At 53.6% G+C, this 14889-nt stretch carries 15 protein-coding genes and 1 pseudogene; 8 read left to right on the top strand and 8 right to left on the bottom strand.

Going from position 1 to position 14889, the window contains the following annotated elements; translation table 11 throughout:
• Nucleotides 1-70: 70 nt before the first annotated feature.
• The 4 genes and pseudogenes from OGV79_RS17990 to OGV79_RS17975 all read left to right on the top strand — a co-directional run bounded on the left by OGV79_RS17990 (nucleotide 71) and on the right by OGV79_RS17975 (nucleotide 3496).
• Nucleotides 71-895: an SDR family oxidoreductase gene (locus OGV79_RS17990; RefSeq protein WP_286468770.1), complete on the top strand. Its 825-nt coding sequence runs from the start codon at nucleotides 71-73 to the stop codon at nucleotides 893-895.
• A gap of 41 nt (nucleotides 896-936) precedes the next feature.
• Nucleotides 937-1921, top strand: a pseudogene (locus OGV79_RS17985) (LysR family transcriptional regulator).
• 161 nt (nucleotides 1922-2082) lie between these two features.
• Nucleotides 2083-2145, top strand: a complete 63-nt coding sequence (yoeI, locus tag OGV79_RS17980) for a membrane protein YoeI (RefSeq protein ID WP_099433339.1) — start codon at nucleotides 2083-2085, stop codon at nucleotides 2143-2145.
• Nucleotides 2135-3496, top strand: coding sequence for an APC family permease (locus tag OGV79_RS17975; RefSeq protein ID WP_024130202.1), 1362 nt, complete (start codon nucleotides 2135-2137; stop codon nucleotides 3494-3496). Before yoeI ends, OGV79_RS17975 begins: the two co-directional genes overlap by 11 nt.
• 118 nt (nucleotides 3497-3614) lie before the next feature.
• Here the strand turns inward: OGV79_RS17975 and sbcB are convergent, their stop codons facing one another.
• Nucleotides 3615-5039: an exodeoxyribonuclease I gene (gene sbcB, locus OGV79_RS17970; RefSeq protein ID WP_286468769.1), complete on the bottom strand. Its 1425-nt coding sequence runs from the start codon at nucleotides 5037-5039 to the stop codon at nucleotides 3615-3617.
• Between the two features lie 224 nt (nucleotides 5040-5263).
• Here sbcB and dacD point away from each other — a divergent pair, with 224 nt between their 5' ends.
• From dacD to OGV79_RS17950, 4 genes are all read left to right on the top strand, one after another.
• Nucleotides 5264-6436, top strand: a complete 1173-nt coding sequence (gene dacD / locus OGV79_RS17965) for a serine-type D-Ala-D-Ala carboxypeptidase DacD (RefSeq protein ID WP_110494900.1) — start codon at nucleotides 5264-5266, stop codon at nucleotides 6434-6436.
• 248 nt (nucleotides 6437-6684) lie between these two features.
• The gene (gene sbmC, locus OGV79_RS17960; RefSeq protein WP_012131750.1) at nucleotides 6685-7152 is read left to right on the top strand and encodes a DNA gyrase inhibitor SbmC; all 468 of its coding nucleotides are present in this window, start codon (nucleotides 6685-6687) and stop codon (nucleotides 7150-7152) included.
• A 143-nt stretch (nucleotides 7153-7295) separates the two neighbouring features.
• Nucleotides 7296-8354 (top strand): FUSC family protein, encoded by a 1059-nt coding sequence (locus tag OGV79_RS17955; protein ID WP_060816102.1) that lies wholly within the window; start codon nucleotides 7296-7298, stop codon nucleotides 8352-8354.
• 172 nt (nucleotides 8355-8526) lie between these two features.
• Entirely contained in the window at nucleotides 8527-8862 is a 336-nt protein-coding gene (locus OGV79_RS17950; protein ID WP_024130204.1) for a DUF496 family protein, read from the top strand.
• Between the two features lie 33 nt (nucleotides 8863-8895).
• On the opposite strand, the gene OGV79_RS17945 is transcribed toward OGV79_RS17950, so the two are convergent.
• From OGV79_RS17945 to OGV79_RS17915, 7 genes are all read right to left on the bottom strand, one after another.
• Nucleotides 8896-9762: an L-threonine kinase gene (locus tag OGV79_RS17945; RefSeq protein WP_275374950.1), complete on the bottom strand. Its 867-nt coding sequence runs from the start codon at nucleotides 9760-9762 to the stop codon at nucleotides 8896-8898.
• A gap of 92 nt (nucleotides 9763-9854) precedes the next feature.
• Nucleotides 9855-11069 (bottom strand): acetate/propionate family kinase, encoded by a 1215-nt coding sequence (locus OGV79_RS17940; protein WP_286468768.1) that lies wholly within the window; start codon nucleotides 11067-11069, stop codon nucleotides 9855-9857.
• Nucleotides 11054-11506: a propanediol utilization protein PduV gene (pduV, locus tag OGV79_RS17935; RefSeq protein ID WP_214143297.1), complete on the bottom strand. Its 453-nt coding sequence runs from the start codon at nucleotides 11504-11506 to the stop codon at nucleotides 11054-11056. Before pduV ends, OGV79_RS17940 begins: the two co-directional genes overlap by 16 nt.
• A 4-nt stretch (nucleotides 11507-11510) precedes the next feature.
• Nucleotides 11511-11861, bottom strand: coding sequence for a propanediol utilization microcompartment protein PduU (gene pduU / locus OGV79_RS17930; protein ID WP_047462685.1), 351 nt, complete (start codon nucleotides 11859-11861; stop codon nucleotides 11511-11513).
• The gene (gene pduT, locus OGV79_RS17925) at nucleotides 11861-12415 is read right to left on the bottom strand and encodes a propanediol utilization microcompartment protein PduT (RefSeq protein ID WP_012131757.1); all 555 of its coding nucleotides are present in this window, start codon (nucleotides 12413-12415) and stop codon (nucleotides 11861-11863) included. The genes pduU and pduT overlap by 1 nt, the downstream gene beginning before the upstream one ends.
• Before the next feature lie 2 nt (nucleotides 12416-12417).
• On the bottom strand, nucleotides 12418-13773 hold the full coding sequence (locus OGV79_RS17920) for a 4Fe-4S dicluster domain-containing protein (protein ID WP_286468767.1): 1356 nt from the start codon (nucleotides 13771-13773) through the stop codon (nucleotides 12418-12420).
• Entirely contained in the window at nucleotides 13770-14882 is a 1113-nt protein-coding gene (locus OGV79_RS17915) for a 1-propanol dehydrogenase PduQ (protein WP_286468766.1), read from the bottom strand. Before OGV79_RS17915 ends, OGV79_RS17920 begins: the two co-directional genes overlap by 4 nt.
• Between the last annotated feature and the right edge of the window lie 7 nt (nucleotides 14883-14889).

Raw genomic sequence — 14889 nt, 5'->3', positions numbered from 1 at the left:
GTATGAATTGTCAGTCCCGGCGGGCTGGCGTAGCCTTAGATAAGATGGCGTTAAAGTCAGGAGAGAACGCATGAAAAAGGTCGCAATTGTCGGTTTAGGATGGTTAGGAATGCCGCTGGCGATGTCGCTGACGGCAAGAGGCTGGCAGGTTACTGGCACGAAAACCACGCAGGATGGCGTGGAAGCGGCCCGCATGAGCGGCATTGAGAGCTATCCGCTGCGCCTGGAACCTGAGCTGGTTTGCGAAACGGACGATCTTGATGCGCTGATGGATGTGGATGCTCTGGTCATTACGCTGCCCGCTCGCCGTAGCGGGCCGGGGGAAGATTTTTACCGCCAGGCAATACAGGAGGTGGTCGACAGCGCGCTGGCGTATCACGTTCCGCGTATCATTTTTACCAGTTCCACGTCAGTGTACGGCGATGTGCACGGCATTGTGAAAGAGACTACGCCGCGTAATCCCATCACGGCGAGTGGGCGCATCCTGAAGGAACTCGAAGACTGGCTGCACAATCTGCCTGGCACCTCCGTCGATATTCTGCGTCTGTCCGGGCTGGTAGGGCCAGGACGGCATCCGGGGCGTTTCTTTGCCGGTAAAACCGCGCCTGACGGCCAGCAAGGTGTGAATCTGGTCCACCTGGAAGATGTGATTGCCGCTATTACTCTGCTGTTACAGGCACCTAAAGGGGGACACATCTATAATATATGTGCGCCTTCGCATCCGGCGCGTAATGTGTTTTATCCGCAGATGGCGCGTTTGCTGGGTATGGAACCGCCGCATTTTCTGGAAAGCCAGAGTAACGATAAAGGCAAGATTATTGATGGCAGCCGGATTTGTAATGAACTCGGGTTTGAATACCAGTATCCCGACCCGCTGGTGATGCCGATGGAGTGACGCGCCAGCAGACTACCGCCATACACCGCAAGGGGGCGAGTATGAAACCACTGCTGGACGTTCTGATGATTCTCGATGCGTTAGAGAAAGAGGGGAGCTTTGCGGCGGCGTCGGCAAAATTGTTTAAGACGCCGTCAGCGCTCAGCTATACCGTCCATAAACTGGAAAGCGATCTGAATATCCAACTGTTAGATCGCAGCGGGCATCGGGCTAAATTTACCCGCACCGGCCAGATGCTGCTGGAAAAAGGCCGGGAAGTTCTGCATACCGTGCGCGAACTGGAAAAGCAGGCCATCAAACTTCACGAAGGCTGGGAGAACGAACTGGTCATCGGTGTGGACGATACGTTTCCTTTTTCTCTCCTTACTCCCCTCATTGAATCCTTCTACCAACATCACAGCGTAACGCGCCTGAAATTCATAAATGGCGTACTGGGCGGTTCCTGGGAGGCGCTGACGCAGGGGCGGGCAGATATCATCGTTGGCGCAATGCACGATCCACCCTACGCCAGTGGTTTCGGTTTTGCGCGTCTGGGAGAGCTTGAGCAGGTTTTTGCGATTGCCCCGCATCATCCACTGGTGCAGGAAGAAGAGCCGTTGAGTCGGCGCACAATAAAACGGTTCCGCGCGATTGTGGTCGGCGATGAGACGCATCCGGCATGTTCGGCAAGCGCGCAATTGCTTGATGATCAGGAAGCCATAACGGTTTTTGATTTTAAAACCAAACTGGAACTGCAAATCAGCGGCCTGGGATGTGGGTATTTACCGCGCTATCTGGCGCAACGCTTTCTGGACAGCGGTGCGCTTATTGAGAAGAACGTGGCGGCGCAGATCGTGTCGGAGCCGGTGTGGATGGGCTGGAACGAACAGACGGCCGGACTGGCCAGCGCGTGGTGGCGAGATAAAATTTTAGCAAATAGTGCTATTGCTGGCGTCTATACAATGGGGGATGCTGGGAAATCAAACAGTTAATAAAAAATATTTTTTGACGGGGCTCTCATTCTCTTGTCATTTCGCCTTAATTTAGTGCACAATGCGCCGCTTGCAAAAAATGACATTAACCGACGTTTTAATACGCGTCGGTTATTTTTTTGCATCAAACCAATCATTCAATAAAAGAGGCCGGGCTTCGTACCGGATAGATACTTACTAAAAACCGACAGTTGTTGTCGCTGAGGAATCCAGAAAATGGGGCAATTTTTTGCTTACGCGACGGCATTCGCCGTAAAGGGGAATGACCATGTCGCATAACGTTACTCCAAACACCTCTCGCGTGGAATTACGTAAGACGCTTACGTTGATTCCGGTTGTAATGATGGGTCTTGCCTATATGCAGCCGATGACGCTGTTCGATACATTTGGTATCGTCTCAGGCCTCACTGACGGTCACGTTGCGACGGCGTATGCCTTTGCGCTGATCGCGATTCTTTTTACTGCGTTGAGCTACGGTAAACTGGTGCGTCGTTTCCCGTCCGCTGGCTCCGCGTACACTTACGCCCAGAAATCCATCAGCCCGACCGTAGGCTTTATGGTGGGCTGGTCATCGCTGCTGGACTACCTGTTCATGCCGATGATCAACATTCTGCTGGCGAAAATTTATTTTGAAGCGCTGGTGCCGACAGTGCCGTCGTGGATCTTTGTGGTGGCGCTGGTGGCCTTTATGACCATCTCTAACCTGCGCAGCATCAAGACCGTCGCTAACTTCAACACCCTGATTGTTATTCTGCAAATGGGGATTGTAGCGGTGATCGTCGGCCTGATTATCTACGGCGTGTCTCACGGCGAAGGTGCGGGTACGCTGGTAAGTTCCCGTCCATTCTGGTCTGAAGGCGCGCACGTTGTGCCGATGATTACCGGTGCGACAATCCTGTGCTTCTCGTTCCTCGGCTTTGACGGAATCTCTTCTCTGTCTGAAGAGACCAAAGACGCGGAGCGCGTTATTCCGCGCGCGATTTTCCTGACGGCGCTGATTGGCGGCCTGATCTTTATCGCGGCGTCTTACTTCCTGCAACTGTACTTCCCGGATATTTCGCGCTTTAAAGACCCGGATGCATCACAGCCTGAAATCATGCTGTACGTTGCGGGTAAAACCTTCCAGTGGGGCGTGCTGATTTTCTCCAGCGTGACCGTACTGGCATCCGGTATGGCGGCACACGCGGGCGTTTCCCGTCTGATGTACGTCATGGGTCGTGACGGCGTATTCCCGACGCGTTTCTTCGGCTACGTTCATCCGAAATGGCGTACTCCGGCGTGGAACGTGCTGCTGGTTGGCGCGATCGCACTGCTGGCGATTAACTTCGATCTGGTTACGGCGACGGCGCTGATCAACTTCGGTGCACTGGTGGCGTTTACCTTCGTGAACCTCTCCGTGATTTCCCAGTTCTGGATTCGTGAGAAGCGCAACAAAACGCTGAAAGACCACTTCAACTATCTGGTTCTGCCGGTGTGCGGCGCGCTGACTGTTGGCGCACTGTGGATCAACCTGGAAGAAAGCTCAATGACTCTGGGTCTGATCTGGGCGGGTATTGGCCTGGTGTATCTGGCTTGCGTGACCAAAAGCTTCCGCAATCCGGTACCGCAGTACGAAGATATCGCACAGTAATGAAATGACCTTTCACAGGTAAAAAACCGGAGACATGTTCTCCGGTTTTTTTATGCAAAAATCTGTAGGCCGGATAAGGCGTTTACGCCGCCATCCGGCAAAAGCGACGCGTGGCTCCTCAGACAATCTCTTCTGCGTACTGCCAGAGTGATTTCAGCAATGCCAGTTTCTCTTTATCGTCAGCATATTGCTGATACAGCATCTGTAACTCTTCCGCATACCGTTGCAAAAACTCTGGCGTAAACACCTGACGACGATGCTCCAGCCAGCGTTGCTGTTCGGTTTCATCCAGCGTCCCCGGGAAGTTACGGGCGCGATAGTTAAACAGCAGTTTTTCGATCCGCTTATCGACAAACGTAATATCCAGCGCGGGCAAATTGCGCGGTTCGGTGTCCAGCACGATTTTCATGGCGGCACGATCGGCGTCGCTGAAAAAGCCATTGTATAGCTGCGCATCGACGTTTTCAGACGGCGTAAACGGCTCGGCCTCAGCGAAGATTGCCACAACCTTATCGCGTACCTGCGGATTATCGCGCAGCACTTTCAGGTTATCGAGACAGTGCTGACGGTTAATCCCCAGGCGATCGGCATCCTCCGGGCGGAGCGTATTAGCCTGAGCCAGTACCGGGCATTTATTGATGTGTACCAGTTTTACTGGAACCGCGGCGTTATCGCCGAGATCGGCTTTAGCGGTATATAACCGCTCGCGCAGGGTATCGCTGTCCAGCTCCAGTAATAGCGACATATCGCCCGCCAGATCCACCATAATGACCGCGTTGCGGTTTTCTGGATGCCAGGCCAGCGGCGCAACCCAGCTGGTGTTGCCGCGCCAGGCGCCAAACATACCGGAGATATGTACTAGCGGTTTCATTTGCGGCACATCGATCAACGCCGCCAGTTTATGTTTGTTGCGATGCGTGTAAAGGTAGTCAAACAGACGCGGCTGGCGCGACTTCACCAGTTGCGCCATAGCGATGGTGGCGTACACGTCTGCCATTGCATCGTGCGCGTTGGCATGTTCGATCCCGTTGGCTTTGGTCAAGTGCTCAAGGCGGAAGCTGGGCAATCCGTCGTCATTTTCCGGCCAGTTTATGCCTTCCGGGCGCAGGGCATAGCAGGCGCGCATCACATCCAGCAAATCCCAGCGCGAGTTGTCGTGCTGCCAGCTCCAGGCATAGGGATCGTAGAAGTTGCGATACAAAATGTTACGCGTGACTTCATCATCAAAACGGACATTGTTGTAGCCGATGACACAGGTTTTTGGCACGGTGAACAGTGAATGAATACGTCTGGCAAAGGCGGCTTCGTTCTCTCCTTTGTCGCGCGCTTCCTGCGGCGTAATCCCGGTGATGAGCACAGCGCCTGGCTGAGGCAGGTAATCATCGGCGGGCTTGCAGTAAAAGACTTCAGGTTCGCCAATAATATTAAAGTCGCTATCCGTGCGGATGGCGGCAAACTGTGCGGGTCTGTCCAGCGCCGGGTGAGTCCCGAAGGTTTCGTAGTCGTGGAACAGGAAGGTAGGGTGCTGCTTGCCGTCATTCATTGTTCAGTTCTATCCGTTACTGTGCGTTTGCGCGGTTCTGCGCAGCAGGGTATCAAATCCTGGCGGTGTTATCAGCTTCTGAGTCGTTATTGGGAGCGTTAAGGTTACGCTGCCCGGCACTGCATAGAAAAACGTGCGTTATGTCACATTTTCTTGCAATTTATCCCTGTTTGTTTATCAGAACTTCCGTAAAAAGAACGGCAAATTATGACTTTCCTGAGGAAATAGTGTTGAAACGCCGTTTGTTTATTGCCGCTTCACTTCTCGCGATGAATCTTTCTTCCGCTCTGGCCGCCAATGTGCCAGATTTTTCTCCCCAGCCTCCGGCCATTCAGGCAGGGTCATGGGTACTTATGGATTACACCACGGGTCAAATTCTGACCGCAGGTAATGAACATCAGCGGCGTAACCCGGCCAGCCTGACCAAGCTGATGACCGGCTATGTTGTCGATCGCGCTATCGACAGCCATCGTATTAGCCCGGACGATATCGTAACCGTTGGACGTGATGCCTGGGCCAAAGACAACCCGGTGTTTGTGGGATCTTCATTAATGTTTCTGAAACAAGGGGAGCGCGTTTCGGTTCGGGATCTCAGCCGGGGGCTGATTGTTGACTCTGGAAACGATGCCTGCGTTGCGCTGGCGGATTACATCGCCGGAGGGCAACCGCAGTTCGTCGCCATGATGAATCACTACGTTGAAACCCTGAAATTGCAGGATACCCATTTTGAAACGGTACACGGACTGGATGCGCCAGGCCAGCACAGCTCAGCCTATGATCTGGCGGTATTGTCCCGCGCCATTATTCACGGTGAGCCTGAGTTTTATCATATGTACAGTGAAAAGAGCCTGACATGGAACGGTATTACCCAGCAGAACCGTAACGGACTGCTGTGGGATAAAACCATGAATATCGACGGGTTGAAAACCGGCCATACCTCCGGCGCGGGTTTTAACCTGATTGCCTCAGCCGTGGACGGGCAGCGTCGTCTTATCGCCGTTGTGATGGGCGCGGAAAGCGCGAAAGGGCGCGAAGATCAGGCACGTAAGTTGTTGCAATGGGGGCAGCAAAATTTCGATACGGTACAAATTTTACGTAGTGGCAAACAGGTTGGCACGGAACGTATCTGGTACGGCGATAAAGAAAATATTGCTCTGGGCACCGAGCAGGATTTCTGGATGGCGCTGCCGAAAACCGAAATTCCGCATATTAAGGCCCGGTATGCCCTTGATAAAAAAGAACTTGAAGCACCTATTGCCGCACATCAGCGGGTCGGTGAAATTGAGCTATACGATCGGGATAAACTGGTGGCGCACTGGCCTCTGGTGACGCTGGAGTCTGTTGGCAAAGGCGGCGTTTTTTCCCGACTGAGCGATTACTTCCACCATAAGGCGTAACCCCCTTTTCTGACACGGCAGACTGGTAAGAGTGCGAGTCTGCTCACATACTCATCATGATTTCCTTGTGACCTTTATATGCAAAATCTTATGCTGTGTTTATATACAGTATAAGATTTGCCGGAGGGGACATCGCTTCCTTATCCGGCGCTGACTTCAATGCATTATGGAACACCGTCGACCTGATACGCGCAGCGCCATCAGGTCGACGGTGTGCTATCAGTCTCAGTGAAACTATCGGAGGCAGTATGGACTACGAAATCAGGCAGGCAGAGAAGCGTAATATCGCCGGTTTTCACATGGTTGGCCCGTGGGAAAAAACGGTGAAGCAAGGTTTTGAACAACTCATGATGTGGGTTGACGGGAATCAGGTTGTTCCGCTCGAATGGATCGCGGTTTACTACGATAATCCAGATGAGGTTCCGGCGGAAAAACTCCGCTGCGATACGGTGGTGTCTGTCCCGGATAATTTCACCATTCCGAAAAATAGCGAAGGCGTCATCCTGACGGAGATCGCCGGCGGGCAGTATGCGACAGCGGTGGCGCGCGTTGAGAATCATGATTTCGCGACGCCCTGGTATCAGTTTTTCAATAGCCTGTTACAGGACAATCACTACCAGATAGCGGCTAAACCGTGTTTTGAGGTCTATCTTAACAATGGAACGGAAGACGGGTACTGGGACATTGAAATGTATGTACCCGTACAGTCGAAATAGCCCTGTGTAAATTGTACGCAGTACCCGGCGGATAGGCGTCGTGACGGGGCAGTTTACGTGCGAGTCCTGTCCGCTATAGTGATATTTTCGCTGCAAAAGCGGGTACAATTCGTTTTTTGGTCATTTCCAGACGGAGTGCGTGAGTGCGGGCTGATAAATCGCTGAGTCCCTTTGAAATTCGTTTATATCGCCATTATCGTGTTATACACGGCATTCGCATTGCGCTGGCGTTTATTCTCACTTTCCTGCTGGTTCGACTGTTCAACATCCCGGAAGGCACCTGGCCGCTGATCACACTGGTCGTCATTATGGGGCCGATCTCCTTTTGGGGGAACGTGGTTCCCCGTGCGTTTGAGCGCATTGGCGGCACGATTCTGGGGTCGGTATTAGGTCTTGTAGCGTTACGTCTGGAGCTTTTTTCCCTCCCGCTGATGTTGATCTGGTGCGCTGCGGCAATGTTCTTGTGCGGTTGGCTGGCGTTAGGGAAAAAGCCGTATCAGGCTCTGTTGATCGGCATCACGCTCGCCGTGGTGGTAGGCGCGCCGGCAGGCGACATGAACACGGCATTGTGGCGCGGCGGGGATGTTATTTTAGGTTCGCTGCTGGCGATGCTGTTCACCGGCATCTGGCCGCAACGCGCATTTTTACACTGGCGCATTCAGATGGCGCATTGTGTGACGGCGTACAATCGGGTCTATCAGGCCGCGTTGTCGCCAAATTTGTTAGAGCGTCCCCGGCTGGAGAAGCATTTACAGAAACTGCTGAGCGACGTCGTCAAAATGCGTGGGCTGATTACGCCAGCCAGTAAAGAAACCCGCATTCAAAAGTCGATATTCGAAGCGATTCAAACCGTGAACCGCAATCTGGTCTGTATGCTTGAGCTGCAAATTAATGCACACTGGGCATCTCGTGCCAGCCATTTTGTGATGCTGAATGCGCACACGCTGCGCGAAACGCAGCAAATGACGCAGCAAACGTTACTCACCATCGCCCATGCGCTGTTCGAAGGCAACCCGCAACCGGTACTGGCAAACACGGAAAAACTCAATGAGATTGTCGCGGAGCTGCGCCAGTTGATAAACGAGCATCATGGCAATACCGTGGCTGAAACGCCTATTCATGGCTATGTTTGGCTAAGTATGGAGACGGCGCGGCAACTGGAGCTGCTCTCCCATTTGATCTGCCGGGCATTGCGCAAATAAAAAGCAGATGACGCTCGTGATTCGGCTGCTGCTTCGATTCAGCACCGATTAAGGGTATGATACTGAAAAAGGATAAAACCATTGTCATCTGCAACGGCTAAAAGTAATGTTTACCCTAACGTATAGCGGTTGCTTAAACGAATCCGAATCTCACATTATCAGGGGTGTAAAAATGGAAACCAACAAGCCTTCTTTCCAGGACGTACTGGAATTTGTTCGTCTGTTCCGCCGTAAGAACAAACTGCAACGTGAAATCCAGGACGTTGAGAAAAAGATCCGTGACAACCAGAAGCGTGTTCTGCTGCTGGACAACCTGAGCGATTACATCAAGCCAGGTATGAGCGTTGAAGCGATCCAGGGCATCATCGCCAGCATGAAGAGCGACTATGAGGACCGCGTTGATGATTACATCATCAAAAACGCAGAAATCTCTAAAGAACGCCGCGACATTTCTAAAAAGCTGAAAGCGATGGGCGAAATGAAAAACGGCGACGCAAAAGCAGAGTAACAGCCTGTGGCAGTGGGGAACGCCGCGTGTTCCTCACTGCAATTCAACCCCGCCAGTGACCATCTTCAGCAAATGCTGATCGGGCCAGTGTTCCGTCAGTTTTCGTTGTGCGAGTTCCCACTTAATATGGTCAACGTCATGGCGCTGCCTGTCCAGCATCAGCCCGACAACGCTTCCGCTGTGCGCCACATTCAGGCCGTATAAATCACATGCTTCCACCAGCGCCAGCAGGGCATCAAAGCCTGGCTTTGGTAACAGTTGTTGGCTGGCGATAGCGCTGAGCGTGGCGGCTTCCCCCATCCGACGAGGGTTTTGCGTTATGCAGGCTTCCTGCACCCTTTCCCATGCCTGCTGCAACATCACTGCCCCCGCATGCAGACGTTCCAGTCGGGGGATGCGGTGATAATCCGCCGTGCGCAACGTTATTGGGCTTTCGAGGACTAAAAGATCAAGCTGTGGCTGCGCTTCACAAGCTATTTGCGTAGAGGCGTCATTGTGATCGAAAAGCGTCAGTTGACGGAAAATGGTGCTGTCGGTGGGTTCAAGCGAAACACACAGATGTGCAAGCGTGGGTTCATCCAGCGTATGCCCCAGATGGTGTGCGGTTGCGACCGCCGTTGCCGCGATATCTGCGGTACTGCTGGCCATCCCTTTGGCGACGGGAATGGTGGAATGCACTGCGATCCGAATCTCCTGGCTCCACTGCGCAGGGTAGCGCCAGTATTCCAGTAGCCGATTGACCATTGCGCGTGAAAGGGGCCGTTCATCCGCAAGGGGAGCGCCCGAGCTTACTTCCACGGTGCTGTACCATTCGACAGGGCAGGAGACCAGTTTCTCACTGCCCAGAATCCAGCCCTGGATAAGTTCTCCGCATGACGCGGGGCATTGCGCAACAGCCACGTTTTCACCTTTCTGGTCAGCAATCCTCGGCGCATAGTGTCACGGCGATTGCGCTATTACCATGATTTTCCGCAAGTTGCAGTCGGGCAAAATCAGGCGGAAACGTCAAATGTGACCTTGTCACTTAACGCAATCCGCATCACATCTTGCGCGATCATAAGCTCTTCATTGGTATTAATGACCGCCACTTTCACCACTGCGTTTTCTGCCTGAATAAACGTAGCGTTGCGCAGGTTTTTTTCCTCATCAATACTCAGCCCCAGGAAATGCAGATTATGGCAGACTGCCGCTCTGGCACGGGCGGAGTTTTCGCCGATTCCACCGGTAAAAATGAGCGCATCCAGACCGCCCATTTGCATGATATAACTGCCGATTGTCGCGCGAATGCGCTCAGCGAATAGCGTAAGCGCAAGCGCCGCCCGGCGATTTCCGCCATCGGCGGCCTGCTCAACGTCGCGGTAATCATGCGAAACGCCGGAAATGCCCAGCAGCCCCGACTCATTGTTTAATAAATAATTAAGCTGCTGGGGCGTCTTCCCTTCACGTTCTGCAATCCAGGGCAGAATGGAGGGATCGATGTCTCCGCTACGGGTTCCCATCATCACGCCTGATTGTGGCGTAAATCCCATTGATGTATTGACGGATTGCCCCCCTTTGATAGCGCAAATGCTGCTGCCATTACCCAGATGGCAGCAAATAACGCGTAAGGCGCTGAGCGGGACGCCCAGTCTTTCAGCTAATGCCGTGCTGACATATTTATGGCTGGTACCGTGAAAACCATAGCGGCGAATACCCAGCTCGGCGTAATAACGCCAGGGCAGGGGGTAAATATAGGCCGACTCGTCCAGCGTCTGATGAAAGGCGGTATCGAATACGGCCACAGAAGGCGTTGAGGGTAACAGCTGGCGAAAAATATGAATACCGAGCACGTTAACCGGGTTATGCAACGGGGCCAGTTCGGCAAGACGCTCAATTTGAGCGAGCGTTTCATCGGTCACGCGCGCTGAATCCTTAAAGAACTCTCCGCCGTGCGCCACGCGATGACCCACGCCGTCAATATCCTGTAAGGTATTAATGATGTGATGACTGAGGAGCTTATCCAGCAGCAGGGTAACGGCTTCGCGGTGATCGGCGATGGGGGCCGTTTCTTGCCATTTTTGCGCGGATGTTTTCATTGTGACTCTGGCGTTCGCCATTCCGATACGTTCGATTAATCCCAGGCAGATCATTTCGCCCTGCGGCATTGCCAGCAACTGGAATTTTAGCGACGAGCTACCGGCGTTAATCGCCATTATTTTGTGAGACATAAGGGTTCCTTAGCACTCAGAAAAACAAACATTTCATCAATCCCGGATTTCATCAGCGCGCTGGTGACAAAAATTTTCTGCGCGCCGGCTTGAATCAGCCAGTTTTCCACGCATGAGATACGTGACGAATCCGCCAAATCAGATTTGGTGACGATCCCGATAACGGGTTTGTTCATTGGGCCGGTAAAACCGGGGGAGAAGGGCGACCACGGCGCATCGGCATTAAGAACCAGCGCGATAATGTCGGCTTCACAGGCGCTTGCCAGCAGCGCGCTATACAGACAGCGGTTCTCCAGATATTCGCCTGGCGTATCGATCGTACCGGGCGACCAGACAATAGCCTGTGTTTTCTGGTAATGAAGCGCTTCGCCGTTCAGACTCTGTGTAAGAGAGGTTTTCCCGCACTGGCTGGGGCCGATTAACATAATGCGTTTCATGGCGTTATGTCCGGGTAATTGGGCAGGCGGTAAAACGCATCATTTCTCCCAATGTTCTGGTCACCTGATTTAACGCATACTCGACGGCTGAGACATCGCCAGTCAGCACGACGGCCCCGGTGAAACGGTCAAGAAAACCAATCTCGACCGCGCCGGATTTGGTGGCGATATCGCAGGCAATAATCGAGGCTTCGCTGGGCGTAATGGTCAGGATCCCAATAGCGGACACCGCATCCGGCAGACCCAGTTTTTTAAAGAGATCTTTGCCTGGGTTAGCAATCAGATGCGCCAGCGTCACCTGTTTCCCGGGAACATACTCCTGAATCATGCGTTCCGTTGTCGGTTGCTTTTCCATCATCCCTCCACGATCTGTCGCCACATGGCTTCATGCGGACGGGGGATCACGGCGCGGTAAACCAGCAGTCCTTTTTCGCCTGCGCTTTCACTGGCTACCGTAACGGCGTTGTTGACATCGGAGACATCGCCTGCCACCACCATGTAACATTTTCCGCCAATACCGAACGCCATATGGACACGCACCAGCGTCACGTTGGAGGCTTTAACGGCGCGATCGGCGGCACTGATACAGGCTGCTACGCTCCAGGTTTCCACGATCCCTACGGCCTGACGTTGATCAACGCTGTTCAATCCGCTGACCGCAGGCAGCACGCTGGCATGAATATTCGGTAGCACCAGACTATCCACGAGCATGTCTGCGGCCAGCGATGTGCCCGTTTCGATGGCCTGCTGTACCGCACCGACATCGCCGCCCAGCATCAGTAAAAATTTACCCGGACAGATTGTTTTACTGACCAGTAAATTGACGCTGGCGCTTTTCAGCATGGCATCGCCTGCTTCCATTCCTTTAGCGATGCTGGTGAGTTCTAAAATACCTATAGCCTGAGACATGGTTAACCTCTTACAACCGTGATGGCGTGTTCAGTAATGTCGCTGACAATGCCGTCAATACTGGCGTGAACGGGAGCGCCTAACGCGCCAGATGGCATATCGGCGACACACTGTCCACGGACAACGCGTTCACCTTTTTGCACGCAGGGAACGGCGCTGGCGCCAATATGCTGACGCAAGAGCAGCGTCGTTTTGTCTGTTGAAGGGGCGACGTCCGTTAGCGGCGCGTCGTGATACCAGTCGCTGAGCCCCAGTTTGGTAATTAATCGTTTAATCGGCACCAGCCGATATTTCGCCATTTCATCGGCGGGATTCAGCGGGCCTTCGTAACGGAGGTTTTGCGCCCGTAGCTCACGTTTCAGCATGCGGTTAATGCGCATGGGGGAGATCCCCACCGGGCATGCCACGCTTTCGCAAACATTGCATTCTGAACACGTCAGCGCGCTAAGCAGGAGTTGCGGTGTCGCGGCCTGTTGATAGTTCACCGCGCGTACCAGTAAATGGGGAGATAACTCATGGCCGATCAAATGCCTGGGGCATAAATCAGTACATAACCGGCATTGCTCGCAAACGGTTTTTGCAACAGACAAAACGGTGCGTTCATCCTGCATTCGCCGCTGAATCAAGGGATGGTTTTTTGGTAACACTAACAGGCCGCCGGTGGTCTTTGTCACCGGTGAATCCAGCGATGTCACCAGGCTTCCCATCATGGGGCCGCCGTTAATCAATCCGGGGTCATCAACGGTGGCGCCGCCTGCAAGTGCTAAAACGTCGCGTAAAGGCATACCGACAGGAACGGTGACGGTCAGCGGCCTCGCAACCGCGCCGTTAACGGTAAGAGTGCGGCGCGTTACGGGATACTGTTGTTCTACCGCACGGGCGATATTCAGTACGGTCTGAACATTATTGACCACCACGCCGACGCTCACCGGTAACGCCGCAGGCGGAACGCGTCGGCCTGTCGCCATCCAGATGGTCAGCACTTCGTCCCCGGCCGGGTAGACATCCGGTAAAATATGCAGCCTGATACTGGAAGGTAGCAGGGGGGTTAATGCCTCAATCGCATCGTGGTATTTTTCTTTTAACGCAATAATCCCCTCGCGTGCGCCGGTTGCCTTCATGGCGTACTGCACGCCGCGAATCAGGCGCGCGGGCTGCTGCGCCATTAATTGCTGATCAACCTTGAGCATCGGTTCACATTCAGCAGCATTAACCAAAAAGATCTCAACCTGCGCCTGTAGTTTGACGTGGGCGGGAAAACCCGCCCCCCCGGCGCCAACCACGCCCGCAGCACGTACTCGATCGCGTATGGTTTGCGCATCATAGCTATCCTGTTCAATGGCGCTGACGGTATTCATGACAACGCCTCAAGAAGTTCCCGGATCGCGCTGGCATCGGCGGTACGCGGGTTGGTTCTTAACGTCACATCAGCCAGCGCCGCCTGAACCATGATCGGGATTCGTTGTGAATACGCCTGTCGTCCCTCTTTAAGCGCCTGGGCGAATGAAGGAATCGCACACTGTGTTTTGAGCTGCTCAATCTGATGAATCAGCGCATTGAGGCATGACGTCTCGCTTGCGCTGGCGGGGCAGAGTTGACAGGCTTTCGCGAGTCTTGCGTATCGTTTTGCCGCCCGAGGATCGTGGGCGTTAAAGCGGATGACCGATGTCAGCAGCAGCGCATTGGCAAGCCCGTGCGGTAGATGAAACTGGCCGCCTAACTGATGGGCAATAGCATGGTTCAGCCCCAGTCCAGCCTGACTAAACGCCATTCCCGCCAGCGTTGAGGCGTTGTGCATCTTCCCACGGGTAGCCAGACAATCCCCTTTCCTGACCGCAACGGGCAGATACTGAAAGACGATTTGCGCGGCTTTTTCCGCCAGCGCGTCAGTGAAGTCGCTGGCGTGCGGAGACACATACGCTTCAAGCGCATGCGTCAGGACGTCCATCCCCGTGTTGGCGGTAATATTTGCCGGAACGGTGACAACCAGCGTCGGGTCGAGAATAGCCATATCTGGATACAACGCTTTATTAAATAACGGATATTTAATGCCCTTTTCTGGATCGCTAATGACGCATGCGCTGGTGACTTCGGAACCGGTGCCACTGGTGGTGGGAATTGCAACACAGGTTTCAATTTCGATGCCGAACTGACGGCTGAACCAGACGATGGCTTTTGCCGCGTCGAGCGCCGATCCCCCGCCAAAGCCGATGACTACATCCGGTCGCAGGGCATGCATCTGCGCAATACCTTGCACTACCGTACCGATGGTAGGGTCCGGGGTGATGTCGCTGAATATGCTAATGCGATTATCCGTTGGAAGGGCGTCGCGCAGCGTATTGATCAGCGGTGATTGCGCCAGAAATCCATCACAGATAATCCAGATATGACGGTTTGTAAAACGCGTCAGCACATCCAGACTTCCTCTGCCACTGTACAATCGGGTTGGTAGTGAAAACGTATTCATAACGACC

Source organism: Citrobacter sp. CK185 (assembly GCF_030333565.1).
GTDB lineage: Bacteria > Pseudomonadota > Gammaproteobacteria > Enterobacterales > Enterobacteriaceae > Citrobacter_B > Citrobacter_B koseri.
The sequence above is the reverse complement of the archived record's forward strand: the minus strand, read 5'-3'. Positions and strand labels throughout refer to the sequence as shown.

What these genes read in the sequence shown, in the direction of transcription:
- OGV79_RS17990 (WP_286468770.1), top strand. Translation starts at nt 71, where the DNA reads ATGAAAAAGGTCGCAATTGTCGGTTTAGGATGGTTAGGAATGCCGCTG.
- OGV79_RS17975 (WP_024130202.1), top strand. Translation starts at nt 2,135, where the DNA reads ATGTCGCATAACGTTACTCCAAACACCTCTCGCGTGGAATTACGTAAG.
- sbcB (WP_286468769.1), bottom strand. Translation starts at nt 5,039, where the DNA reads ATGAATGACGGCAAGCAGCACCCTACCTTCCTGTTCCACGACTACGAA.
- sbmC (WP_012131750.1), top strand. Translation starts at nt 6,685, where the DNA reads ATGGACTACGAAATCAGGCAGGCAGAGAAGCGTAATATCGCCGGTTTT.
- OGV79_RS17950 (WP_024130204.1), top strand. Translation starts at nt 8,527, where the DNA reads ATGGAAACCAACAAGCCTTCTTTCCAGGACGTACTGGAATTTGTTCGT.
- OGV79_RS17940 (WP_286468768.1), bottom strand. Translation starts at nt 11,069, where the DNA reads ATGTCTCACAAAATAATGGCGATTAACGCCGGTAGCTCGTCGCTAAAA.
- pduV (WP_214143297.1), bottom strand. Translation starts at nt 11,506, where the DNA reads ATGAAACGCATTATGTTAATCGGCCCCAGCCAGTGCGGGAAAACCTCT.
- pduU (WP_047462685.1), bottom strand. Translation starts at nt 11,861, where the DNA reads ATGGAAAAGCAACCGACAACGGAACGCATGATTCAGGAGTATGTTCCC.
- pduT (WP_012131757.1), bottom strand. Translation starts at nt 12,415, where the DNA reads ATGTCTCAGGCTATAGGTATTTTAGAACTCACCAGCATCGCTAAAGGA.
- OGV79_RS17920 (WP_286468767.1), bottom strand. Translation starts at nt 13,773, where the DNA reads ATGAATACCGTCAGCGCCATTGAACAGGATAGCTATGATGCGCAAACC.
- OGV79_RS17915 (WP_286468766.1), bottom strand. Translation starts at nt 14,882, where the DNA reads ATGAATACGTTTTCACTACCAACCCGATTGTACAGTGGCAGAGGAAGT.